General features: G+C 68.4%; 27 protein-coding genes. 14 read left to right on the top strand and 13 right to left on the bottom strand.

Features of this window, described 5'->3' with window-relative positions; all coding sequences use genetic code 11:
* Positions 1–62 precede the first annotated feature (62 nt).
* Both ACT3UN_RS09665 and ACT3UN_RS09660 read right to left on the bottom strand, forming a co-directional pair.
* Positions 63–677 (bottom strand): ABC transporter substrate-binding protein, encoded by a 615-nt coding sequence (locus ACT3UN_RS09665; protein ID WP_444656963.1) that lies wholly within the window; start codon positions 675–677, stop codon positions 63–65.
* On the bottom strand, positions 652–1,059 hold the full coding sequence (locus ACT3UN_RS09660; RefSeq protein WP_444656949.1) for a hypothetical protein: 408 nt from the start codon (positions 1,057–1,059) through the stop codon (positions 652–654). Before ACT3UN_RS09660 ends, ACT3UN_RS09665 begins: the two co-directional genes overlap by 26 nt.
* A 79-nt stretch (positions 1,060–1,138) precedes the next feature.
* Between ACT3UN_RS09660 and ACT3UN_RS09655 the strand changes: the two genes are divergently transcribed.
* Positions 1,139–1,702, top strand: a complete 564-nt coding sequence (locus tag ACT3UN_RS09655) for an NUDIX hydrolase (protein WP_301442281.1) — start codon at positions 1,139–1,141, stop codon at positions 1,700–1,702.
* 10 nt (positions 1,703–1,712) lie between these two features.
* Positions 1,713–3,173 (top strand): RNA-binding domain-containing protein, encoded by a 1,461-nt coding sequence (locus tag ACT3UN_RS09650; protein ID WP_444656948.1) that lies wholly within the window; start codon positions 1,713–1,715, stop codon positions 3,171–3,173.
* A 4-nt stretch (positions 3,174–3,177) separates the two neighbouring features.
* Here ACT3UN_RS09650 and ACT3UN_RS09645 read toward each other — a convergent pair whose 3' ends face one another.
* The 4 genes from ACT3UN_RS09645 to ACT3UN_RS09630 all read right to left on the bottom strand — a co-directional run bounded on the left by ACT3UN_RS09645 (position 3,178) and on the right by ACT3UN_RS09630 (position 6,303).
* Entirely contained in the window at positions 3,178–4,167 is a 990-nt protein-coding gene (locus ACT3UN_RS09645; protein ID WP_441578833.1) for a bile acid:sodium symporter family protein, read from the bottom strand.
* Positions 4,168–4,178: 11 nt separating this feature from the next.
* Complete coding sequence (locus tag ACT3UN_RS09640) at positions 4,179–5,066, bottom strand: ribokinase (protein WP_301443063.1); 888 nt, start codon at positions 5,064–5,066, stop codon at positions 4,179–4,181.
* Between the two features lie 37 nt (positions 5,067–5,103).
* Positions 5,104–5,526 carry a hypothetical protein gene (locus tag ACT3UN_RS09635; protein WP_301443062.1) on the bottom strand — a complete coding sequence of 141 codons (423 nt, stop codon included), beginning with the start codon at positions 5,524–5,526 and terminating at the stop codon, positions 5,104–5,106.
* Between the two features lie 219 nt (positions 5,527–5,745).
* Positions 5,746–6,303, bottom strand: a complete 558-nt coding sequence (locus ACT3UN_RS09630) for an SdpI family protein (protein ID WP_301443061.1) — start codon at positions 6,301–6,303, stop codon at positions 5,746–5,748.
* Between the two features lie 28 nt (positions 6,304–6,331).
* Here ACT3UN_RS09630 and leuS point away from each other — a divergent pair, with 28 nt between their 5' ends.
* Complete coding sequence (leuS, locus tag ACT3UN_RS09625; RefSeq protein ID WP_301443060.1) at positions 6,332–9,184, top strand: leucine--tRNA ligase; 2,853 nt, start codon at positions 6,332–6,334, stop codon at positions 9,182–9,184.
* Positions 9,185–9,354: 170 nt separating this feature from the next.
* Here leuS and ACT3UN_RS09620 read toward each other — a convergent pair whose 3' ends face one another.
* The 4 genes from ACT3UN_RS09620 to ACT3UN_RS09605 all read right to left on the bottom strand — a co-directional run bounded on the left by ACT3UN_RS09620 (position 9,355) and on the right by ACT3UN_RS09605 (position 12,393).
* Entirely contained in the window at positions 9,355–9,708 is a 354-nt protein-coding gene (locus tag ACT3UN_RS09620; protein ID WP_301443059.1) for a hypothetical protein, read from the bottom strand.
* A 38-nt stretch (positions 9,709–9,746) separates the two neighbouring features.
* Positions 9,747–10,703: a universal stress protein gene (locus ACT3UN_RS09615; RefSeq protein ID WP_301443058.1), complete on the bottom strand. Its 957-nt coding sequence runs from the start codon at positions 10,701–10,703 to the stop codon at positions 9,747–9,749.
* 3 nt (positions 10,704–10,706) lie between these two features.
* Positions 10,707–11,159 carry a MarR family winged helix-turn-helix transcriptional regulator gene (locus ACT3UN_RS09610; protein WP_301443057.1) on the bottom strand — a complete coding sequence of 151 codons (453 nt, stop codon included), beginning with the start codon at positions 11,157–11,159 and terminating at the stop codon, positions 10,707–10,709.
* A gap of 127 nt (positions 11,160–11,286) precedes the next feature.
* Entirely contained in the window at positions 11,287–12,393 is a 1,107-nt protein-coding gene (locus ACT3UN_RS09605; protein ID WP_301443056.1) for an inositol-3-phosphate synthase, read from the bottom strand.
* A 143-nt stretch (positions 12,394–12,536) separates the two neighbouring features.
* On the opposite strand from ACT3UN_RS09605, the gene ACT3UN_RS09600 reads away from it, so the two are divergent.
* The 7 genes from ACT3UN_RS09600 (at position 12,537) to dnaB (ending at position 19,202) form a co-directional block, all read left to right on the top strand.
* Positions 12,537–13,001: a DUF5318 family protein gene (locus tag ACT3UN_RS09600; protein WP_301443055.1), complete on the top strand. Its 465-nt coding sequence runs from the start codon at positions 12,537–12,539 to the stop codon at positions 12,999–13,001.
* On the top strand, positions 12,998–15,148 hold the full coding sequence (locus ACT3UN_RS09595; RefSeq protein ID WP_444656947.1) for a transglycosylase domain-containing protein: 2,151 nt from the start codon (positions 12,998–13,000) through the stop codon (positions 15,146–15,148). The genes ACT3UN_RS09600 and ACT3UN_RS09595 overlap by 4 nt, the downstream gene beginning before the upstream one ends.
* A complete protein-coding gene (locus ACT3UN_RS09590) occupies positions 15,148–15,342 on the top strand; it encodes a hypothetical protein (protein WP_301442408.1) in 195 nt (64 codons plus the stop codon). Before ACT3UN_RS09595 ends, ACT3UN_RS09590 begins: the two co-directional genes overlap by 1 nt.
* A 111-nt stretch (positions 15,343–15,453) precedes the next feature.
* On the top strand, positions 15,454–15,753 hold the full coding sequence (gene rpsF, locus ACT3UN_RS09585; RefSeq protein WP_301442409.1) for a 30S ribosomal protein S6: 300 nt from the start codon (positions 15,454–15,456) through the stop codon (positions 15,751–15,753).
* 69 nt (positions 15,754–15,822) lie between these two features.
* The gene (locus ACT3UN_RS09580; protein WP_301442410.1) at positions 15,823–16,452 is read left to right on the top strand and encodes a single-stranded DNA-binding protein; all 630 of its coding nucleotides are present in this window, start codon (positions 15,823–15,825) and stop codon (positions 16,450–16,452) included.
* Between the two features lie 63 nt (positions 16,453–16,515).
* Complete coding sequence (rplI, locus tag ACT3UN_RS09575) at positions 16,516–16,971, top strand: 50S ribosomal protein L9 (protein ID WP_301442411.1); 456 nt, start codon at positions 16,516–16,518, stop codon at positions 16,969–16,971.
* 695 nt (positions 16,972–17,666) lie between these two features.
* Complete coding sequence (dnaB, locus tag ACT3UN_RS09570) at positions 17,667–19,202, top strand: replicative DNA helicase (RefSeq protein ID WP_444656946.1); 1,536 nt, start codon at positions 17,667–17,669, stop codon at positions 19,200–19,202.
* Between the two features lie 9 nt (positions 19,203–19,211).
* Here dnaB and ACT3UN_RS09565 read toward each other — a convergent pair whose 3' ends face one another.
* A complete protein-coding gene (locus ACT3UN_RS09565) occupies positions 19,212–19,685 on the bottom strand; it encodes a MarR family winged helix-turn-helix transcriptional regulator (RefSeq protein ID WP_444656945.1) in 474 nt (157 codons plus the stop codon).
* A gap of 96 nt (positions 19,686–19,781) precedes the next feature.
* Between ACT3UN_RS09565 and ACT3UN_RS09560 the strand changes: the two genes are divergently transcribed.
* Genes ACT3UN_RS09560 through ACT3UN_RS09550 form a run of 3 tightly spaced genes read left to right on the top strand, consistent with a single transcriptional unit; the run spans position 19,782 to position 21,191 of the window.
* The gene (locus ACT3UN_RS09560) at positions 19,782–20,327 is read left to right on the top strand and encodes a YceI family protein (RefSeq protein WP_301442414.1); all 546 of its coding nucleotides are present in this window, start codon (positions 19,782–19,784) and stop codon (positions 20,325–20,327) included.
* Positions 20,328–20,367: 40 nt separating this feature from the next.
* On the top strand, positions 20,368–20,820 hold the full coding sequence (locus tag ACT3UN_RS09555) for a CrcB family protein (RefSeq protein ID WP_301442415.1): 453 nt from the start codon (positions 20,368–20,370) through the stop codon (positions 20,818–20,820).
* The gene (locus tag ACT3UN_RS09550) at positions 20,817–21,191 is read left to right on the top strand and encodes a fluoride efflux transporter FluC (RefSeq protein WP_444656944.1); all 375 of its coding nucleotides are present in this window, start codon (positions 20,817–20,819) and stop codon (positions 21,189–21,191) included. Before ACT3UN_RS09555 ends, ACT3UN_RS09550 begins: the two co-directional genes overlap by 4 nt.
* Here the strand turns inward: ACT3UN_RS09550 and ACT3UN_RS09545 are convergent, their stop codons facing one another.
* Positions 21,192–21,683, bottom strand: coding sequence for a hotdog fold domain-containing protein (locus ACT3UN_RS09545; RefSeq protein ID WP_301442417.1), 492 nt, complete (start codon positions 21,681–21,683; stop codon positions 21,192–21,194).
* A 186-nt stretch (positions 21,684–21,869) separates the two neighbouring features.
* Between ACT3UN_RS09545 and trxA the strand changes: the two genes are divergently transcribed.
* Entirely contained in the window at positions 21,870–22,238 is a 369-nt protein-coding gene (trxA, locus tag ACT3UN_RS09540) for a thioredoxin (protein WP_301442418.1), read from the top strand.
* 25 nt (positions 22,239–22,263) lie between these two features.
* Here trxA and ACT3UN_RS09535 read toward each other — a convergent pair whose 3' ends face one another.
* A complete protein-coding gene (locus ACT3UN_RS09535) occupies positions 22,264–23,337 on the bottom strand; it encodes an NAD(P)-dependent alcohol dehydrogenase (RefSeq protein WP_444656943.1) in 1,074 nt (357 codons plus the stop codon).
* Between the last annotated feature and the right edge of the window lie 79 nt (positions 23,338–23,416).

Here is a 23,416-nt window from a genome sequence, read left to right as displayed (position 1 = left end):
CGAATCGGGGTGATTCGCTGCCTGGGAGGGCGACTATTCCGCAGTGTGGGGAGCGCGGGAGCCTACTTCGCGGCGGCCTCGGCGAGCTTCGGCTCGAGCTGGCCCACGGCCCAGATCATCGCGTCCGGCGTGCCCACGGAGATGGCCTGGCTCAGCTCCTCGTCGGCGACGATTCCGCGGCCGTCCTGCACGGCACCGATGCGCTGCCAGGTGCTGTCCTCCTCGAACTCCTCGGTGGTGAAGCCGATCGGGAAGCCGACGACCACGTCGGCGTCCGCGCGGTCGATGTTCTCCTCGGAGACGTCGATGTAGAAGTTGCTGCCGTCGGCCATCTCGGTGACCTCGTCGGTCTGGGTGAAACCGAGCGCGACCAGCAGGTCCATGCGCGCGTCGCCCTCGGGGTAGATGCCCCAGCCGTCGCCGAACTTGGTGACCACGGAGGCGGTCTTGTCGCCCCACTCCGGGTTGGCGTCCTTGGCCTCGGTGATGCGGTCGTTGACCGAACCGATGAGCTCCTCGCCCTTGTCCTGCACGCCGAGGGCGGCGGCGATCATCTCGACCTGGGTGTCCCAGGAGGTGGTGAAGGAGTCGCCGCCCTCGGGCACGGAGACGGTGGGGGCGATGTCGGAGAGCTGGTCGTAGACGTCCTGCTCACCGGCGGAGCGGGTGTCGAGGATCAGGTCGGGGGTCCAGGGCGGCGATCTTCTCGTACTCGACCTCGTCGGTGCCGAGGATCTCGGGCGACTCGTCGTAGGAGTTGTCGTTCCAGGGGCTCACTCCGTCGTCGCCGAAGCCGAGCCAGTCGGTGGCGCCGACGGGCTGGACGCCGAGGTCGAGGGCGATCTCGGCGTCGCCCCAGCCCAGGGCGACCACACGCTGCGGTGCCTCGTCGACGGTGATCTCGCCGAACTTCGTCTCCACGGAGGTCGGGAAGACCCCGTCGGACGCGGTGGCGCCCGTGCTGTCGCCGTCGTTGTCGTCGGAGGAGCAGGCGGTCAGGGCGATGCCCGTGGCCAGGGCTGTGGTGGCGGCGGCGATGCGCAGCAGTGAGCGTCTCATGGTGTAAAGATACCGTAAGCGCAACCCCATGAACAGCTTGAACAGCACGGAGAGCGCGTGGGTATTAGACTCCTCTCCCATGGGTACCCCCTCTTTTATCGTGGAGCTCCGCGAGCGGATCGGCCATGCGCCGCTGTGGCTGCCGGGCGTGACCGCCGTCGTGGTGCGTGACGTGCCGCAGGACGCCCCGGCGTACGCGACGCCGGACGTCCTGCTGGTCAGGCGCGCCGACGACGGCCGCTGGACGCCGGTGTGCGGAATCATCGACCCCGGCGAGGAGGTCGCCGAGGCCGCGGTGCGCGAGGTCGCCGAGGAGACGGGGCTGACCGTGGAGGTCGACGCGTTGATCGGCACCGGTGCCGTGGGGCCGGTGACCTACCCCAACGGCGACGAGTGCAGTTTCATGGACACCACGGTGCGCTGTGTGCTGACCGCGGACAGTGCCGTCGAGCCGCGGGTGAACGACGAGGAGTCGGTGGAGGTCGGCTGGTTCCCGGTGGCGCAGCTGCCGGCGATGGACCCGCGGTTCCGCCTGGTGGTGGCCGACTGCGTGGCGCAGCTCAAGCATCCGGCGGGCTTCCGGCCGCGGATGGGGTACGTCAAGCGGTCGCGTCCGGTCGCCGGGGACCTGCGCGGGATATAGTCTTTCGTTCATGGAACCCGCCGGTCGTCAGCGCGCACTGCCACGGGACGTGGCCGAGGCGTTGGACCGGATCCTGGACGGTGCGGTGGCCGACGACCTGGAGTCCGGCGTGCTGGACTTCAAGGAGGACCCGTCGCACACCCCCACCCGGCGTCCGGACGACAAGGCCGCGGACATGCTGGTCAAGACGGCGTGCTGTTTCGCCAACGGCTCCGCCGGACGCGGCTTCATCGTCTTCGGCATCGCCGACCGCACCCCGGGGCCGGACGCCTTCAACGGCACCGGGCGTGACCCGGCGCAGATCGCGCACCAGATCTTCGCGGCCACCCGCCCGCACCTGACGGTGGACGCCTGGGCGGCCTACGCGCACGGGGCGCGCATCGTGGTGATCCGGGTGCCCGCCGGCCTGGCGGTGTACACCGGCCCGGACCAGGTGGTGCGCCACCGCGTGGGGGACGCCTGCCTGCCGCTGGCCGGCGAGCCGCTGGCGGAGCTGGGCCGCGCCCGCGGCAACCCGGACGCCACGTCCGCGGCGTCCTGCGTGCCCGTGGAACGTTTCGACGCCGAGGCGCTGGACGCCGGACGCTCCCTGCTGGCCGCCGCGCAGCGCGCCGGCACGCTGCCGAACGGGGCGTCCGGCCCGGACCTGCTTCCCGCACTGGACCTGCTCACCGCCGACGGGCGTCCCAGCGTGGCCGCCGAGCTGCTGTTCCACCGGACGGCCGGGGTGCGTCACCTCTACCGCGCCGGGGCGACGGACGCGGCGAACCCGCCGACGGAGACCGTGCTGGACCTGCCCCTGGTGCTGCTGGCCGGGGGCCTGCGCGACCTGGTGCGCGCCCACGACGACTCCTCGGTGCCCGCCGCGGCCGCCGACGAGGCGATCACCAACGCCCTGGTGCACCGCGACTGGATGCGTCCGGAACCGGTGGTGGTCTTCCAGTCGCCGGACCTCATCCGCGTGCACTCCCCCGGCGGACTGCCCGACGGCACCGCCGCCGACCGGCTGCTGTCCGGGCCCTCGCAGCCGCGCAACCCGACGCTGCTCAACGCCATGCAGCTGCTGGGGCTGGAACGCTGGTCCTCGCGCGGTTTCGACCGGATGTGGCTGGCGATGCTGTCGTCCGGCTTCGAGCCGCCGGTGGTGGACGCCAAGGACGACGCGGTGGACGTGACCCTGTTCAACGGGGAGGCCGACATGGAGTTCGTCGGCCTGCTCACCGCGGTGCGCGCCGAGTACGGCCGCGGGGTCGCCCGGGACGCCGCGACGCTGGTCGTGCTGCGCCACCTGATGTCCGCCGGCACGGTGGACCTGCAGGTCGCGGCGATCCTGCAGCAGGCCAGCGAGCCGGACGCCCGCTCGCTGATGACGTGGCTGGCGCAGCGCGGCGTGCTGCAGCGCACCGCCCGTCGGCGCGACGAGTGGCGGTTCTCCGACCGCGTCGCCGCGCTCGTGCTAGGTACGGTCTAGCGGTCTACCAGGTGTTCTCGGGGCGTTTGGCGGCGTAGGTCGCCGCGCGCCCGGAGCAGATCATCAGCTGGACCTGGTGGAAGATCATCAGCGGCACGATCACCAGCCCCGCTCCCCCGCTGAACAGCACCGCGGCGATGGGCAGCCCGGAGGCCAGCGACTTCTTCGTGCCGCAGAACTGGATGGCCACCTGGTCGCCGTAGTCGAAGCCGAGGTGGCGGGCGGTGAAGGAGGTCAGCCAGAGCATGCCGTAGACGGCGACGACCGAGCCGACGCAGATGCCCACGATCGCCACCCACGACACCGAACTCCACACGCCCATCACGATCCCCTCGGAGAACGCCACGTACACGACCAGCCCGATGGAGATCTTGTCCACGTAACTGGTCGGCTTCGCGCCGGCGACCTTCGACACCCCGGGCACGTTGCGCAGCACCTGGCCGGCGACGAACGGGGCGAGCAGCTGCAGGGCGATGTTGACGAACACGGAGGTGTCGATGTGCAGGCCGCCGTCGGCACCGCTCATCAGCAGAAGGACCAGTACCGGGGTGGCGAAGACGCCGATGAGGTTCGACGCCGAGGCACTGACGATCGCGCCGGGGATGTTGCCGCGCGCGATGGAGGTGAACGCCACCGAGGACTGCACCGTGGACGGCACGAGGCACAGGAAGAGGATGCCCTGGTAGAGCTCGTCGCCGATGGCGTACTTCAGCGGGGTGAGCGCCAGCCCGATCAGCGGGAAGACCACGAAGGTGAACGCCAGGATCAGCAGGTGAAGGCGCCAGTGCTTCAGCCCGTTGAGCGCCTCGCGGGTCGACAGCCGTGCACCGTAGAGGAAGAACAGCAGGCCGATGGCGATCTTCACGACCCAGTCCATCACCTCGGCGAAACCGTCGCGCGCCGGGAAGATGAGGGCGAGCACCACACCGAGGACGATCAGCACGATCAACAGGTCCGGACGATATCCCACGATACGGTTGATGAAGTTCCTCATGGTGGGACAGTCTAGAGGACGGTCGCCCCGCGCACGGCGTCCCTCCCCGCGTAGGACGCCGCGGCACCGCGCGAGCGCACCGCCAGGCTGCCCGCCGCCGTGGCGACCGCCGCGGCGTCCGCCAACGACTCCCCCTCCGCCAACGCTGCGGCCAGCGTGCCGCAGAAGGCGTCGCCCGCACCGGTGGTGTCCACCACGTCCCCGGCCGGCACCGGCGCGACCTCGGTGCGTCCCGCGCCCTCGTGGAGCACCGCACCGCGGGCGCCGAGGGTGACCACCACCGAGCGGGCCAGGTCGCTGAGGTCGCCGAGCGCCTCCGCCTCGTACTCGTTGAGGACCAGCGGGTCCGCCGCGGCCAACAGGTCCCGGTCGCGGGTGGTGACCGGTGCGAGGTTCAGCACGAGCCGGGCGCCCAGGCGTTCGGCCAGGCCCGGCAGCGCCGCGGAGTGCTCCGGGGTGAGCTCCCCCTGGGCGAGCAGGACGTCCGCGGAGCCGTCGGCCTGCGCCGCAGGGTCGGTGAGCTCGTTGGCGCCCGAGGTCACCACGATGATGTTCTCCCCGTCGGGGTCGTTCATGATGAACGCCCGGCCCGTCGGCGCCTCCCCGGTGCGCGCGACCGCCGAGACGTCCACCCCGGCGTCGTCGAGGCCGGTGAGGGCGGTGTCGCCGTCGGCGTCCTGCCCCACGGTGGCCAGCAGGACGACCCGGGCGTCCTGCCCCTGCTGGTAGCGCGCGACCGCGACGGCCTGGTTCGCCCCCTTACCGCCCAGGGCCTGCCCGTTCGGCGCGGCGATCACCGTCTCCCCCGCCGACGGGAACCTGTCGACACCGACGAAGGTGTCCATGTTGACGCTGCCGCACACCACCACGGTGCCGGATGCTGTACCCAGTCTGTTCATGGGCACCGATCCTAACCGTGGTGGCCGCGGCAGGGTGTCACTCCTTGGTCATGTTGAGGATGATCGTGGAGTCCGACGGGACCGTGGTGCCGGGTGCGGGCTCGATCGAGGTGACGGTCCAGTTGTTGTACAGGACCGGCATGGCCCGCGAGGGGTCCACGGACGTGGGGTTGACCCCGGTGAAGCCGTCGCCGGTCAGTCGCTCGTAGGCGAGCTGGGCATTCATGCCCTCGAGCCCCTCGGGGATGACCAGGTCCTCCACCGGGGCGGCCTCCGAGGTGGCGGCAGGGACGTCGGCCTGTTCGACAGCGGGGGACGCTTCCTCGGGGGTCTGGGTGACGACCTGGGTGACCGTCTCCGGGGCGGCGGAGTCGTCGGAGCTGTCACCGCATGCGGTGAGTCCGAGGGTGGTGGCTGCGGCAACGGCGGTGGCGACGACGAACCGTGAACGAAGGGGCATGGTGGATTCTCCTGCCTCGAATGATTTCTGAATAGTAGGCGCAGGATCGAGACGGAAGGATATTTTGTTCGCAAATGGGAATGGGGGGCGTATAGCGGCAGCTCCGGAGTACCCCCGGGGGTGTGCAGAGGTCTGGTGTCCCCTGTGACGCAGCAACCCCCAGGTCGGTGCGACCGGCCTGGGGGGTGCTGCGTGAGTTTGTCGCCTGGGGCTGTTCGGCTAGCTGTCGTCGCGGGACGCCACGGCGCGGCGGGCCGCGTCCAGGTCCAGCTCGACCGGGACGGACGGCGCGGAGTCGTGGCCGCCGCATCCGCCGCCGCACCCATTGCCGCAGCCGTCTCCGCAGCCACCGGAGGTCTCGGCACCGTCGGCGCTGTCGGCGCTGTCCTTCTTGCCTGAGGAGCAGCAGCCCGCCGCAGCACGCGTCTGCTCGGCCTGCTGCGCCTTGGCGTGGTCGATCTTCGCCAGGGTCTGCGCGGCCAGTGCCGCGCCCACACCGATGAGGAACAGTGCGCCGACGACCAGCAGCGCCGTGACGGCCCACAGCCAGCCGCCCTGCAGGCTGACCACGCCCGCGGCGATCAGTGCCACGCCGGCTCCCGCCCAGGTGGGGCCGGCGATCCGGTGGCCGGTGTCCCACATCTCCCGGTTCTTGCGCACCTCCGGGATGCGCAGGCCCACCCACCGGTTGCCCGGCAGTTTCCCGGTGACGGCGAGCACACCGGTGACCAGCACGGCGACACCCAGGACGGACAGCAGGACAGAGAGAACGATCATGGTGACCAGTCTATTACAATGACTGGACATGACTAACTCCAGCGAGTCCACCTCCCACCGATACACCCCGCAACTCGCCGGCGACATCGAAAGTCGCTGGCAGGGGTACTGGCGGGACAACGGCACCTTCAACGCGCCGAACCCGGTAGGCGACCTCGCTGAGGAGGGCGCCGACCTGCAGGGGTCCGAGAAGCTCTTCGTCCAGGACATGTTCCCCTACCCCTCCGGCGTGGGCCTGCACGTCGGCCACCCGCTGGGCTACATCGCCACCGACGTCTACGCCCGGTTCAACCGGATGCTCGGACGCAACGTGCTGCACACCCTCGGCTACGACGCCTTCGGCCTGCCCGCCGAGCAGTACGCCGTGCAGACCGGCACGCACCCGCGCACCACCACCAGCGCGAACATCGACAACATGGAGCGTCAGCTGGGACGCCTCGGCCTGGGCCACGACCGCCGCCGCGTGGTCGCCACCACCGACACCGACTTCTACCGCTGGACCCAGTGGATCTTCCTGCAGATCTACAACTCCTGGTTCGACGTGGAGGCCCAGAAGGCCCGCCCCATCAGCGAACTCGAGGCGAAGCTCGCCGCCGAGCGGGACGACTGGGCCGACCTGGACGCCGCCGCGCAGCAAGCCGAACTCGACGCGCACCGCCTGGTCTACCGCTCCAACTCCACCGTGAACTGGTGTCCCGGGCTCGGCACCGTGCTCGCCAACGAGGAGGTCACCGCCGACGGACGCTCCGAGCGCGGTAACTTCCCCGTGTTCCGCAAGCGCCTGTCGCAGTGGATGATGCGCATCACCGCCTACTCCGACCGCCTGCTCGACGACCTCGAGGACCTCGACTGGCCCGACAAGGTCAAGTCCATGCAGCGCAACTGGATCGGACGCTCCCGCGGCGCCGAGGTCGACTTCGCCGTCTCCCTGGCCGGGCCGAAGTCCGAGGCCCGGATCCGCGTGTTCACCACCCGCCCCGACACGCTCTTCGGCGCGTCCTACATGGTGCTCGCCCCCGAGCACGAGCTCGTCGACGCGCTCGTCGCCGGGGCGTCCTACGCCGACGGCGTCGACCCGCGCTGGACGTACGGCGCGGCGACACCGGCGGACGCAGTGGCGTCCTACCGGGCCGCGATCGCGGCCAAGACCGACCTGGAACGCCAGGAGAGCAAGGAGAAGACCGGTGTCTTCACCGGCGCCTACGCCACCAACCCGGTCAACGGCGCGCAGGTCCCCGTGTTCATCGCCGACTACGTGCTCACCGGCTACGGCACCGGCGCGATCATGGCCGTGCCCGGCCACGACGAGCGCGACCACGAGTTCGCCACCGTCTTCGGCCTGCCCGTCACCGAGGTCGTCTCCGGCGGCGACGTCCCCGTCACAGAGGCCGCGTACACCGGCGACGGCACGCTGGTGAACTCCGCCAACGACGACGGCCTCGACCTCAACGGCCAGGACAAGGCCGCCGCCATCGAGACCACCATCGAGTGGCTCGCCGGCCGCGGCCTCGGCGAGGAGAAGATCCAGTACAAGCTGCGCGACTGGCTCTTCGCCCGCCAGCGCTACTGGGGCGAGCCCTTCCCCGTCGTCTACGACGCCGACGGAGTCGCCCACGCGCTGCCCGAGTCCATGCTGCCCGTCGAGCTCCCCGAGGTCGAGGACTACAAGCCCGTCAGCTTCGACCCCGACGACGCCTCCTCCGAGCCGCAGCCGCCGCTGGCCAAGGCCAAGGAATGGGTCGAGGTCACCCTGGACCTCGGCGACGGCGAGCAGACCTACTGGCGCGACACCAACGTGATGCCCCAGTGGGCCGGGTCCTCCTGGTACCAGCTGCGCTACATCGACCCGACGAACTCCGAGGCGCTCGTCGACATCGACAACGAGCGCTACTGGACGGGTCCGCGCGAGGGTGCGCCGTCCGGCGGCGTGGACCTCTACGTCGGTGGCGTCGAGCACGCCGTGCTGCACCTGCTCTACAGCCGTTTCTGGCACAAGGTGCTCTTCGACCTCGGCCACGTCTCGTCCTACGAGCCGTACCACCGGCTCTACAACCAGGGCTACATCCAGGCCTACGCCTACACCGACGCCCGCGGCGTGTACGTGCCCGCCGACGAGGTCGAGGAGAAGGACGGCACGTTCTACTTCAACGGCGAGGAGGTTACCCAGGAGTACGGCAAGATGGGCAAGTCCCTGAAGAACGCCGTCTCCCCCGACGAGATCTGCGACAACTACGGCGCCGACACCCTGCGCGTCTACGAGATGTCGATGGGTCCGCTGGACACCTCCCGTCCCTGGGCGACGAAGGACGTCGTCGGTGCGCAGCGCTTCCTGCAGCGCGCCTGGCGACTCGTGGTCGACGAGGCCACCGGCGAGTCCGCGGTGGCCGGTGACACCGTCTCCCTCACCGACGACGACCAGCGGGCCCTGCACCGCACCGTCGCCGGTGTGCACGACGACTACGCCAACCTGCGTGACAACACCGCCGTCGCCAAGCTCATCGAGTACGTCAACCACCTGACCAAGGCCTACACCGGGGCATCCGTCCCGCGGGCCGCCGTGGAACCGCTGGTGCTGATGATGGCGCCGGTGGCCCCGCACATCGCCGAGGAGATGTGGTCCCGGCTGGGCCACTCCACCTCCCTGTCGCACGCCGACTTCCCGTCCTGGGACGAGGCGTGGCTCGTGGACGACACCGTGGAGCTGCCCGTCCAGGTCATGGGCAAGGTGCGCGGCCGCGTGACCGTGGCCGCCGACGCCTCACGCGAGGACGTGGAGGCCGCCGCGCTGGCGGAACCGAACGTCGCCTCCCACGTGGAGGGCAAGACCGTGGCGAAGATCATCGTGGTGCCGGGCAAGATGGTGAACATCGTGGCGAAGTAGGCCCGCGGCTCGGGGGGGTCGGGGGTTGGGGGTCCCCCGGGCACGATGCGGAAAAGTCGCCCGCCCAGGTAGCGAATCGGGCTGATTCGCTACCTGGGCGGGCGACTATTCTGATCCAGGCGACTCCGAACCTGGCTGCCCTGATCCTGGGGAGCGCCTGAGGCCGTGGCTCAGTGGTTGGTGATGAGGGGAACCGGGAGCGTGGTGAAGATGATCAGGAAGAACGGGATCAGCCACCACAGGGTGCCCATGAACGGCTGCCACCACTGGTAGCGGCGCCACTTGCGCAGCACCACGAGGCCCGCGACGATCGGGCCGAAGAGGGCGATGACCGTGGGGATGATGCGCGCGGCGGTGTCCCCCACCGTCTGGTCGAGGACGAACCAGGCGAGGATGGTGACCACCGGGAAGGCGATCGCCAGCTGCCAGGCCTGTTTCACCGACGTGCGCCGGTCCAGGTCCTCGAGGTGGTCGAGGGGGTCGGGCTTCTCGGGGTAACCGGAATTAGTGTGCTCAGCGGACATGATGCCCCCAAGTCTAGTCCCTGACGGGGTGAGGCCCGTCAGACGGGACTGACCAGCACCGGTGCCGGCGAGTGCGCCAGCAACTGGTTGGTCGACGGTCCGATGAAGACCCGGTTGAAGGCGCCGAGCACGGAGGACCCGACCACCAGGATCTCGCCCTTCTTCCAGTGCACGTCGTCCATCGCGCCGCTCCAGCCGGGGCCGGAACCGACCTCCACCGAGACCCGCAGGTCCGGGTGACGCTCCTCGGCACGTTCACGGCCACGTCCCAGGATGTCGAGCGCCTGGTTACGCCAGCGTTCATCGGCCTCGGCGGCGTCGGGGAACGGTGTGAGGGTGGGGTACATCGACGCCCCGGTCGGGCTGAAGGCGACCAGGCGCAGTGGCACGCCCCACCGGGAGGCGAGGTCGGCGGCCTTGCGCAGTGCCTGGTGGGACTGCTCGTTGTCCACGTAGGCGCAGCTGACACGGGTGACACCGTGCTTCGACAACGTCGGGGTGCGCGGGACCGTGAGCACCGGCAGCGGGGCGCAGTGCAGGAGCGCGTCCGTGGTGGATCCGGCCCGGAACCGGCCGACGGGGCCACCGGAGGTGCCGAAGCGCGACCCGACCACGATGAGGTCGGCACTGAACTCCTCCGCGGAGCGGATCAGTGCGGTGGTCTCGGAGTGGCTGTGGAGCAGCTCGTCGCTGTCGTCGATCATCGACTCCGGGACCCCGGCCTCGGTGAGGGCGGTACGGGCCGCCGCGTGGCACGCGGTGGACTCCGCCGCGGCCCATTCCTCGAACCGGCGGACGGCGTCGGCGTCTGCGGCATCCACCCGGTCGACCCCTTCGGGCCAGATCCGGGGGATCACCGTGACCGGCTTCACGCTGATCTCGGCGGTGCGGGACAGCCAGGAGACGAAGGACGCGGTGTCGGTACCGGTGCTCGTCGAGTCACCGTCGGGGTCGCCGTCCGGCCGCCAGGCCAGCAGCACGCGCAGCGGATCCACCGACTACTTCTCCCCCATGCGACGGGAGTCGAAGACCTCCATGCCGGCCTCCAGCGTGGGGATGAAGTCCTCCACACGCTCCAGCTGGTCGGGCTCGAGGACCGAGAGGATGTTCGCCATCTGCTTGTCCCGCTCGTCGCCGATGCGGGTCAGCTCGGTCCTGCCGAGGTCCGTGAGCTTCACGCGCACGCCGCGGCGGTCGCTCACGTCGCGGACGCGGGACACCAGGCCGAGCGACTCGAGGTGGTTGATCGCGTTGGATGCGGTGGGCATCCGGATCGACTCCAGGTCGGCGATCTGGCTGATGCGCAGGGCACCGTGGGTCTGGAGGTTCATCATGATGGAGAGTTGTGCAGTGCTGATGCTGGACTGCGTCGTCTGGCGGAAGTACAGGAGGTACATTCGCGTGACGACGGGCCGCAGGCGCTGCGCGACTTCAGACGGGGTAGCTGTCATGACACCAACCTACCGTGCTTTGCATCCGAAAGGTATACTGCTACCACCTTTAGGTTTGTGAACTTCCTTAACATGTTCAGCTCCGGGCAGGTCAGAGGGGCTACCGGGGACCCCTGAAATGGTGTGGTCACCCCTGCGAGATAAAGGTCTCGAGGTCTGCACGCCCCCGGTCGTCGGGCTGCTGGATACGCGGGGATTTCATCAGGTAGGTGGACGCGGGGTCGACGGGTCCGCCCAGGCCACGGTCCTTGGCGATCTTGGCGGCGCGCACGGCGTCGATGATGATGCCGGCGGAGTTCGGGGAGTCCCACACCTCCAGCTTGTACTCCAGGCTGATCGGCGCGTCGCCGAAGGCGCGGCCCTCCAGGCGGATGAACGCCCACTTGCGGTCGTCGAGCCACTGGACGTAGTCGGACGGGCCGATGTGCACGTTGCGGTCGTCGGTCTTGCCGGCGAGCGCGCCGGTGAGGTTCGACGTCACCGCCTGGGTCTTGGACACCTTCTTGGACTCGAGCCGGTCGCGTTCGAGCATGTTCTTGAAGTCCATGTTGCCGCCGACGTTGAGCTGGTAGGTGCGGTCGACGGTCACGCCGCGCTCCTCGAAGAGCCGGGCGAGGACGCGGTGGGTGATCGTCGCGCCGACCTGGCTCTTGATGTCGTCGCCGACGATCGGGACGCCGGCGTCCTCGAACTTCTTCGCCCACTCCGGGTCGCTGGCGATGAAGACCGGCAGGGCGTTGACGAAGGCGACGCCGGCGTCGATGGCGCACTGGGCGTAGAACTTGTCGGCCTCGTCGGAGCCGACCGGCAGGTAGGACACGAGGACGTCCGCGCCGGTCTCGCGCAGGTGCGCGACGACCTCGTCGTGGGTGGCGTCCGGCTCGGCCGACTCCTCGATGGTCTCGCGGTAGTACTTGCCGAGGCCGTCGGCGGTGTGGCCGCGGCGCACGGTGATGCCCAGTTCCGGGAGGTCGCAGATCTTGATCGTGCAGTTCTGGCCGGACTCGGTGGCAGCGGCGACGTCCTTGCCGACCTTGTCGGCGTCCACGTCGTAGGCGGCGACCAGTTCGATGTCACGCACGTGGTAGTCGCCGAAGCGGACGTGCATGAGCCCGGGGACGGTGTCGTCGTCGGGGGTGTCCTTGTAGAACTCGAGGCCCTGGAGCAGGGATGTCGCGCAGTTGCCGATGCCGGCGATGGCCAGCTTGATGGTGTTGGTGTCCTGAGAACTCATGGGTCCGGACGTTAGCCCTGCCGCTCGGGAAAAACACTGCCTGACGTGGGATGCAGTGGTACTTGACCGGTCAACACCGGGTCTTGACCGATTCACCTCGTCGGGCACGCCGTGTCCGCGGCACGGGATAGGATGGCCCCATCATGTCGACCACCGTGCAGCCCGTCCACACCGTCTCCCACGACCTGGACCGCCGTAGGACGCTCCGCGCCCTGCGTCGCGGCGAACGTCGTCGCGCCGACGTCTGCGACGCCGACCGGGGCCTGCGGTCCTCCGCCGAGGTCCTCGGCGTACGTGCCGGCCGGCCGTGCCCGGTCTGCGGTGCCGAGGATCTGCGCGAGAGCATGTGGGTCCACGGTGCGGCAATGGGGGAAAAGTCCGGAACGGCGCGTAGTCTTTCGGAGATCAGCGCTATCCTCGCTACCCTGTTTCCTGACGGCGTCGCGCGGTCTGCTAAGGACCGTGCCGACGCGGACCCTGCCGGAGGATCCGGGAGCGGGGTGGCCGTCCACACGGTGGAGGTCTGCCTGCGCTGCGGATGGAACCATCTGATCAGGGAAGACATGTACGGTGCCGGTAATTCCAGTACGGAGAGAACAGCCACGTGACTAACGACTCGACCACCCCCAACGACTCCACGAAGCGTCAGCGCACCCGCACACGCAAGCCGGTGTGGGGCCGTCTCTTCGCCTCCGTGGCGGCAGTCCTGGCCGTGCTCATCGTGGTACCGCTGGTGACGTTCTTCGCCGCCTACTCGGTGACGAAGGTGCCGCAGCCCGAGGAGCTGGTGAACAACCAGATCTCCCAGATCTTCGCCAACGACGGCACCACCGAGCTGGCGCGTATCGTCCCGCCGGAGGGCAACCGCCAGAACGTGGACATCGAGGAGATCCCGGAGCACGTGCGGGACGCCGTCCTCGCCGCGGAGGACCGCGACTTCTACGACAACCCCGGCTTCTCCGTCACCGGCTTCGCGCGTGCCGCCCTCGGCCAGCTCACCGGTGAGGACGCCGGCGGTGGTTCCACCATCACGCAGCAGTACGTGAAGAACGCCGTCGTCGGTGACGAGCGCAGCCTGGTCCGTAAGGGCAAGGAGCTGGTGATCTCGTCGAAGATGTCGCGCGAGTGGTCGAAGGACGAGATCCTCGAGGCCTACCTCAACACCATCTACTTCGGACGCAACGCCTACGGCATCTCCGCGGCGTCGCGCGCCTACTTCAACAAGCCGATCCAGGAGCTCTCCCCCGCCGAGGGTGCGGTGCTCGCCGCGTCGATCCAGCGGCCCAGCCAGCTGGACCCGTGGACCAACCGTCCCGAGGCCGAGGAGCGGTGGAACTACGTCGCCGACGGCCTGGTCAACATGGACACCATCTCCCAGCAGGAACGCGACGAGATGGTCTACCCCGAGGTCATCGACCCCGCCCAGGTGGACTCCGGTTCCGTGGCGGAGGGCACCAACGGTCTGATCAAGAGCCAGGTGCTCGCCGAGCTCAACGCCAACGGCATCACCGAGGAGGCCGTGAACACCGGCGGGCTGAAGATCACCACGACGATCGACGCCAACCACCAGAGCGCGATGGTGGAGAACGTGCACAGCGCGATGGAGGCGCAGGCCGACACCGTGCGTTCGGCCGGCGTCTCGATCGACCCGAACACCGGTGGTGTGCGCGCCTACTACGGTGGCGACGACCCCACGGGACTCGACTGGGCGAACGCGGGTCTGCAGACCGGTTCGACCTTCAAGATCTTCACCATGGCAGCCGCGGTCGAGCAGGGCATCCCCACCTCGACGAACTACGACTCCTCCCCCGTCACCACCGGCGCGACCGAGGTGAACAACGTGGAGGGTGCATCCTGCGGTAGCTGCTCGATGGCAGAGGCGCTCAAGCGCTCCCTCAACACCTCCTTCATCCGCGTGGCCCGCGACCTGGACAACGGTCCGCAGGACGTCGCGGACATGGCGCACCGCCTCGGTGTCGCCGAGGAGCTGCCGGGCATCGGCGAGACGCTCCGCGAGAACGGTGACACGCCGTACGAGGGCATCACCCTGGGGCAGTACCAGTCCCGTCCGATCGACATGGCGTCGGCGCTGGCGACCCTGACCAACCACGGTCAGTACATCCCCGCCCACTTCGTCTGGAAGGTCGAGACCTCCGAGGACGAGATGCTGCTGGACAACACGAACATGGAGTCCACCCAGGTCGTCCAGCCCGAGGTCGCCGACGAGGTGATCGCGGCCATGGGCCCGATCGCCGCCTACTCCAACAACCACTCCCTCGCCGGTGGTCGTCCCAGCGCGGCGAAGACCGGTACCGCCCAGCTGGGCGACACCGGGCAGAACAAGGACGCCTGGATGATCGGTTCGACGCCGCAGCTGGCGACGGCCGTGTGGATCGGCGACACCGACGGCCAGCCCCTGGTCGACGCACGCTACGGCGGTTCGATGTACGGCTCGCAGTCGCCGTCGGACATCTGGCAGGGCTACATGGACGAGGCGCTCGTGAACGAGCCGATCGAGCAGTTCGACGGCTCCGTCCCGGTCGTCCAGGACCCGCAGGCCGGTTCCTCGGGAACCGGTGGCGGCGAGTCCTCCGCGGGTGACGAGGCCTCCGCGGGCACCGGCGGCGGCGACGACGAGGACTCCGACGAGGACTCCGCCGACACCGCACCGGAGAGCGGCGGTGGCACGGGTACCGGCGACGGCCAGGACACCGACATCGGCCGGATGATCGACGACTTCCTCAACAACCTCTGATGACCAGCACCGAGCTGCTGGTCACCATGGGCAGCGTCTTCATCGGGTTCCTCCTGTTCGGCGGATCCTTCGCCAGCTTCATGGCGAAGCGCCGTCCTGCGGTGGTGTGGGGGTTGTTCGGCGCCGCGATCGTGTTCATCACCCTGATCCCGGTGTTGATCGCCGTGTTCTGGGCCACGGCGGGCCCAGCCTGACTTGGGCAAACAGGGTGTGGCGTGTATCCTGAGCAGGTTGCTGACGCAACGAACCCTCCTGCCGCATCCATTCCCGGATACGGCCGAAAAAACACTAGACCACAGGAGGTGATGAGGTCCGTGCGTCAATACGAGATGATGATTATCATCGACCCGTCACAGGATGAGCGCACCGTTTCCCCGTCCCTGGACAAGTTCCTCGAGACGGTCCGCAAGGAGAACGGTACGGTCGACAAGGTTGATATCTGGGGCAAGCGTCGCCTGGAGTACCCGATCAACAAGCAGGAAGAGGGCATCTACGCTGTCGTCGACCTGAACTGTGAGTCGGCCACCGTCCAGGAGCTCGACCGCGTTCTGAACCTGAACGAGATCATCATGCGCACGAAGGTGCTGCGCAAGGACGCCAAGTAGGCGTCTTCACGACATCTGCATCAACGTCGAACCGACACCGACTGACACAGACTGACAGGAGAAACTGACATGGCACAGGGAGACACCCCGATCACCGTCGTCGGAAATCTCGTCGCGGACCCCGAGCTGAGGTACACCCCCAGCGGATCCGCCGTCGCGAACTTCCGAGTGGCCTCCACGCCGCGCCGGTATGATTCCCAGTCGAACCAGTGGGTGGACGGCGAAGCGCTGTTCCTCCAATGCAACGTGTGGCGCCAGGCGGCCGAGAACGTGGCGAACTCGCTCACCAAGGGTGACCGGGTCATCGTCAACGGCCGTCTGCGGCAGCGCTCCTACGAGACCCGCGAGGGCGAGAAGCGCACCGTGTTCGAGGTCGAGGCCGACGAGGTCGGCCCGTCCCTGAAGTACGCCACGACCCAGGTCACCAAGACCCCCCGTCAGGGTGGGAACTTCGGTGGCCAGCAGGCCCCGCAGGGCGGCGGCCAGGCCGGTAACCAGGGTGGCTTCGGTGGTAACCGTGGCCAGGGTGGTTTCGGTGGTCAGCAGGGAAACCAGGGTGGTCAACCCAACCAGGGCTACGGCGGCGGTAACGCCGGTGGCCAGGGTGGGTTCGGCGGGCGTAACGCCGCGTCGGACGATGACCCGTGGAACTCCGCTCCGCAGTCCGGTTTCGACGGCGGCGACGAACCGCCGTTCTGATCTGTCGTGTGAGTCAACCCCAGATCCTCCCGGATCTACCGAAACCATGAAAGGCTACGGATCATGAAGCTGATCCTCACCGCCGCCGTCGACAACCTCGGTGTCCCTGGTGACATCGTCGAGGTCAAGGCCGGCTACGGACGCAACTTCCTGCTGCCGCGCGGCTACGCCATCACCGCCACCCGTGGCGCTGAGCGTCAGGTGGAGAACATCCGCCGTGCACAGCAGGACAAGGTCATCCGCGACCTGGACCACGCTCGCGAGGTCAAGGACGAGATCGACCGCCTGAACAACGTCACGGTCACCGTGCGCACCTCGGACAAGGGCAAGCTGTTCGGCTCTGTCACCGCCGAGGACGTCGCCGCCGCCGTGAAGGCTGCCGGCGGACGCGATCTCGACAAGCGCTCCATCGTCCTCGATCAGGGTGACGTCAAGGCGACCGGTTCCTACAACGTCGACGTGAAGCTGCACTCGCAGGTTGTCGCGTCGCTGAACTTCAAGGTCGTCGCAGAGAAGTAGTTCTCCGCTCGCCACAGCGCTGCAGAAGTCCCGAGAGGATCTGTGGACACCCCCGGCCTAGACACCCGGGGTTCGCCGGCTTAGACACCCGGTTCCCGTGTCCGCGACATCCTGGCTTCCCCGCGGCTCAGGCGACGAACGCCACCATCTGTAAGACAACAGCACAGTCTGAAGGGCCCGCGCCCGGTCGTCACGACCGGTCGACGGGCCCTTCGGCATGTCCGGGGCCGGTGGGGGCGGTTCCCGGGACGACCCGCACGACGGACCGCGGGGATTGTGCACAGGACTTCCGGGCCCTGTGGACAACTGTGGATAACTTGGTCGAAACATGTGCTAAATATGGCCCCATCGGCCATCGCGCTGACCTCGGGTTATACTCTGAGGCGCTCCGCTGGCCTGCGGCAACCGGAGTTGTCCACTGGAAGTCGACGGCCATAATGCGGACCAAGAGCCCTGTGACCGGCATGAACGCGAATACTCGCAGGTCAGAGCAATCCTTGTCCACAAGTTGTCCACAGGGCCAACAGGCAATTCCCCCACAGGTGCACATTCAGTGCACAAGTGATCCACACGGCCTGTGGACAACTCTGTGGAGACGGTCCCGCCACCGCCCCCACGTGGGCGTCCGTGGGCGTTGTGCACAGGTCGGAGCACGCCCTCGGGGAATGTCGCCTGAGGGGGTTAGAATCATGGGCATGAGTACACCGGAGCGGGCACGCGACAGTTTCGCCGACGACGCAGGCGCCGTGCCGCTGCCGCCGGAGCCCGACCAGTGGGACGGGCCTGCACCGCAGGACGCCCCGGGCGCGGGGCGTGGCAGCGCCCCGGGAGGAGGACAGGGAGGGGGACAGGGCGGCTACCGCCGCCGCGGCGGAGCGTCCAACGAGGGGGGCGCCTTCGCCGAGCCGCGGCAGATGCCGCAGAACACCGAGGCGGAGATGGGCGTCCTCGGCGGCATGATGCTGAGCAAGGACGCCATCGCCGACGTCGTCGAGCGGCTGCGTCCGGACGACTTCTACCGTCCCGCCCACCGGACGATCTACGAGACGATGCTCGAGCTGTACGGCGAGGGCATGGAGGTCGACCCGGTGATCCTCGCCGGGCGTCTGGACAACAACGCCATCCTGGACAGCGTGGGCGGGGCTCCGTACCTGCACGAGCTGTCGTCGAAGGTGCCCACCGCGGCGAACGCGGGCTACTACGCCGACCTGGTCTCGGAGAAGGCCGTCCTGCGCCGCCTGGTGTCCGCCGGCACGAGGATCGTGCAGTACGGCTACTCCGGCCTGGAGGGCAACGAGCTGGAGAGCGTGGTGGACCGCGCGCAGCAGGAGATGTTCAACATCACCAACGAGTCCGCCTCGGAGGACTACATGGTGCTCCAGGACCTGCTGGAGTCCACCATGGACGAACTGGACGCCCTGGAAAACGGGGACGGTCAGGGCGAGGGTGTGATGACCGGGTTCAGCGAGCTCGACGAGATGACCAACGGCCTGCGTGGCGGGCAGATGATCATCGTCGCGGCCCGTCCCGGTGTGGGCAAGTCCACGCTGGCCATGGACTTCATGCGCTCGGTGTCGGTCCAGCAGAACCGTGCCTCGGTGCTGTTCTCGCTGGAGATGAGCAAGTCCGAGGTGATGATGCGCGTGTTCTCCGCGGAGGCGGAGGTGCCGTTGTCCGTGATGCGCGGCGGCAAGATGGTCGACTCGCAGTGGGACAAGCTGACCCAGCGGGTCACCGCGATCGAGAACGCCCCGATCTACATCGACGACTCGCCGAACCTCACGATGACGGAGATCCGGGCGAAGGCCCGCCGGCTCAAGCAGAAGCACGACCTGGGGCTCATCGTGGTCGACTACCTGCAGCTGATGAGTTCGGGCAAGAAGGTCGAGTCACGTCAGCAGGAGGTGTCGGAGTTCTCCCGTCAGCTGAAGCTGCTGGCCAAGGAGGTCGACGTCCCCCTGGTCGCGATCTCGCAGCTGAACCGTGGTGTGGAGTCCCGTGGCGACGACGCGTTGCCGCGCGTGTCCGACCTGCGTGAGTCCGGTTCGCTGGAGCAGGACGCCGACATCGTGCTGCTGATCAACCGTCCGGACGCGCAGAACCGTGACCATGAGCGTGCTGGCGAGGCCGACCTGATCCTGGCGAAGCACCGTGGTGGTCCGATCGGCACCGTGCAGGTCGCCCACCAGCTGCACTACTCGAAGTTCTCCGACCTGAGCAGGGGAGTCTAGGGGGCCGGACTACTCCTCGAACTGGCCGGCGAGGGTGCTCAGGATCCCGTCCAGGGTCTCGGCCTGCTCGTCGCTGAGTACGTCGAACATGAGACGCCGCACCGAGGCGACGTGGGACGGGGCGGCATCGCGGATGGTGGACAGGCCCTGGTCGGTGAGCACGACGAAGGCGCCGCGTCCGTCGGAGTTGCAGGTCTCCTTCGCCAGCAGGCCCCGGTTCATCATGCGGGTGATCTGGTGGGAGAGGCGTGAACGGTCCCAGGTCAGCCGGTCGGCGAGCAGCGCCATGCGCATCTTGTGCTCGGAGGCCTCGGACAGGTTCACCAGTACCTCGTAGTCGGCCATGGACAGGCCGGTGTCGCGTTGCAGGTCACGTGCCAGTGCGGAGTCCATGCGCCGTGCCACGGACAGCCACGAGCGCCACAGGTGCTGTTCGGACTCGGAGAGCCAGGGGGCGGTCGGTGCGGTCTTGCCGTTCGTCATGGTGACCATTGAACCACAATCGGCGGGTAGTTGACACATCAACTACATCGGCCTACGCTGGCGTCCGTAACGCACCCCACCAAGGAGAAAATCATCATGAGCAGCGTCAACGACTTCGCCGGCAGCTACACCATCGACCCGGCACACTCCGAGATCGGCTTCACCGCCCGTCACGCGATGGTCACCAAGGTCCGCGGTTCCTTCACCGACTTCACCGGTTCCGCCACCACGGAGGAGGGGCTGGGCAATGCCTCGATCTCCGTGGAGATCCAGGCCGGTTCGCTGGACACCCGCAACGCCGACCGCGACGGCCACGTGAAGTCCGCGGACTTCTTCGACGTGGAGACCTACCCCACGATCACCTTCACCTCCACCGGGGTCGAGGCCGAGGGCGACGACCACCTCCTGGTCACCGGTGACCTCACCATCAAGGACGTCACCAAGTCGGTCACCGTGGACTTCGAGTTCGACGGCGAGGTCACCGATCCCTGGGGCAACAGCCGCGTGGGCTTCGAGGGTTCCACCGAGATCAACCGCAGCGACTTCGGCCTGACCTGGAACGCCCCCCTGAAGAGCGACGGCGTGCTGGTCTCCGAGAAGATCAAGCTGAACTTCGACGTCTCGGCCACGAAGAACGCGTGACCGCCTGACGAATCGTCCGCGGTGGCCTAGCATCGCGGACATGACTTCTGTGACGTCCGGCCCGACCTCGGGCCACGGTGCGCGCACCGCCGGCCTCCTCGTCTTCGCCGGGGGAGCGGCGGGCGCGTTCCTGCGGTGGACGTTCACCGTGGACACCGGTGTGACCGGATCCCTGTGGCCCCTCCTGGTCGTGAACCAGGTAGGGGCCTTCGTCATGGGCATGCTCGTCGGGGCGCTGCCGTTCGTCCGGGACGTCGGACGCAACGGCGCCCCCGGGCGTCGCGAGCGCCTGCGGCTCACGCTCGGCACCGGCCTGCTCGGCGGGTTCACGTCCTACTCGGCGATCGCCGCGGCGACCGTACAGGACGCCGGGGGCCTGCTCGGGCCGGTCGTCTACCTGGTCGGCACGGTCGTCCTGGGGCTGCTGCTCGCCCGCGCGGGGCTGTGGTGCGGGGAACGCCTCGTGCCCGGTGAGGGGAGGGCGGCGGCATGACCGGGGAGGTGTCCCTCGTCGCGGCATTGCTCGTCGCCCTCGGCGGCGGGTCCGGGGCGTGGCTGCGGTGGCGGTTGGACGCGGCGATCTCGCGTCGCTCCCGCGGCGACCTGCTCCTCGGGCTGCTGGTGGTCAACACCGCCGGCTCGTTGGCGCTGGGTGCGCTCTACGGACTGAGCGACAGCTGGTGGCTGATCGCCCTGGTGGGCACCGGACTCTGCGGCGGTTTCACCACCTTCTCCAGTGCCTCGGTGGACGCGGTGGGGTTGCTGCGTGGCGGCCGCGTGCTGCCGGCGGTGGTGTCGGTGGTGGCCATGGCGGTCCTGGCCGTGGTGGCCTTCCTGCTCAGCCACTGGCTCACGGACTGGTGATCAGCCCTTCTTCGCTGACACCCACACGTCGATCTGGGCGTGGACGGGCTCGTTGCCGGCGTCGTCGATCAGCGCGATGTCCACGGTCACGAGCTGTCCGCCGGTCTCACGGGTGATGGTGGAGAAGTCGGGGAAGTCCGCGGTGGCGGTCACGGTGAGCCCGCCGGAGGACTTGGCGGGGTAGTCGGCGCGCATGCCGCGCGGCAGCCACCGGTGCGTGGTGGGGACGCTGGACTCGCAGAGCATTCCCATGGCCGCCTCCGCCCCGTTGAGCGCGGCGATGACGTGGTAGGTGCCGATGTGGTTGCGCACGCCCCACCAGTCACCGATACGGACCACGGCTCGTCCGGGCTCGGCCACGCGGATACGCGGGAAGACGGTGCGGAAGTAGGGTGCCTTCAGGCTGAACCCGAGGGAGAAGAGCCCGCGGCCCGGTGCGCTGCCGTTGAGCTTCTTCCACAGCTTGTAGGTGCCGGTGGCGTGTGTAGTCATGTTCCCAGACATTATCGGAACGCCGGGGCCGCCGCAGGCGGTTGACCGGAGCCGTGACGCCACGTCGCGGTCCCCGGTACCGTGGGGCGGTGAACCCACGCCGGGGAATACGTCCCGCCGCACGTGACGTTGAACCCGTGTAGACAGATTCGACGACAGACACGCGTCAGTAAGGAAGGTACGGCAATGGCCACCACCACGATCACGAACGAGAACTTCCAGGACACCATCCAGGGCGACGGCATCGTGCTGCTCGACTTCTGGGCCGAATGGTGCGGTCCCTGCAAGCGTTTCGGCCCGGTCTACGAGAACGTGTCCGAGAAGTACCCGGACTACACCTTCGGCAAGATCGACACCGAGGCGAACCAGGACATCGCCGCCGCACTGCAGATCCAGTCGATCCCCACGCTGATGGCGTTCCGTGACGGCATCCTGGTCTACCGCGAGGCCGGCGCGCTGCCGCCCAAGGCCCTTACCGACCTGATCACCGAGGTCGAGGGCCTGGACATGGACGACGTTCGCCAGAAGGTCGCCGAGCAGCAGCAGAACGGCTAGCGGTACCTCCCGCCGGTCCGTCCGCTCAGATGGTGCGGGCGTCGATGACGGCGCGGTAGCGCACCTGTGACCCCAGGACGCGCCGGTAGGCTTCGTTGACGTTGTCGGCGGAGACCAGCTCGATGTCGGCGGTGATGCCGTGTTCGGCGCAGAAGTCGATCATCTCCTGGGTCTCGGCGATGCCGCCGATGTTGGAGCCGGCGACGCTGCGCCGCCGTCCGGCGAGCTGGCCGGTGCGGATGTTCATGCCCTCCGGGGGGAGACCGAGCATGACCAGGGTGCCGTCCACGGCAAGCATGCTGATGTAGCGGTGGATCGGCAGGACGGCGGAGACGGTGTTCAGGATCAGGTCGAACTCGTCGGCGTGGTCCTTGTGGAAGGTGTCGGCGGCGTCCCCGCCGGTCGCGACGTAGGAGGACGCGCCGAACTTCAGGCCGTCCTCCTTCTTCGACAGGCCGTGGGAGAAGACGGTGACCTCGGCGCCGAGGGCGACGGCGATCTTCACGGCCACGTGGCCGAGTCCGCCCATGCCCACCACCGCGACGCGGGACCCGGGGCCCACGCCCCAGTGCTTCAGGGGGGAGTAGGTGGTGATGCCGGCGCAGAGCAGCGGGGTCATCGCGGCCATGGTGTCGCCGTCGATGCCGCCGGGGAGCTCGGGGATGCGGATGAGGAAGTCGTCGCGGCACACGATGTGGGTGGAGTAGCCGCCCTGGGTGATGCTGCCGTCGTGCCGGTCGACACCGTTGTAGGTGCCGGTCAGGCCCTCGAGACAGTAGTTCTCCTCACCGTCGGCGCAGGACGCGCACTCGCCGCAGGAGTCGACCATGCAGCCGATGCCGACGATGTCGCCGACGGCGAACTTCGTGACGTCGGCACCGGTCTCCAGGACGGTGCCGATGATCTCGTGTCCGGGTGACAGGGGGAAGTTCTCGTGGGGCCAGTCCCCGTTGACGGTGTGGATGTCGGAGTGGCAGATGCCGGACCAGCGGATCTCGAGCAGGCAGTCGTCCGCGCGCAGGTCGCGGCGGGTGACGGTGCCCTTCGTGAGGTCGGCCCCGGCGGAGGTGGCTTCGATGCAGGCGGCGGTTGTAGTCATGGTCACCGATGGTAACCGTCCTTCGGGACGGACAGACGGAAAACCCTTTATGCTGGGGATGGACCGGACACGCGCCGTG

Source organism: Corynebacterium sp. AOP12-C2-36 (genome assembly GCF_052379185.1).
Classification (GTDB): Bacteria; Actinomycetota; Actinomycetes; order Mycobacteriales; family Mycobacteriaceae; genus Corynebacterium.
Note: the sequence above shows the minus strand (reverse complement) of the source record. Positions and strands in the feature narration are given on the sequence as shown.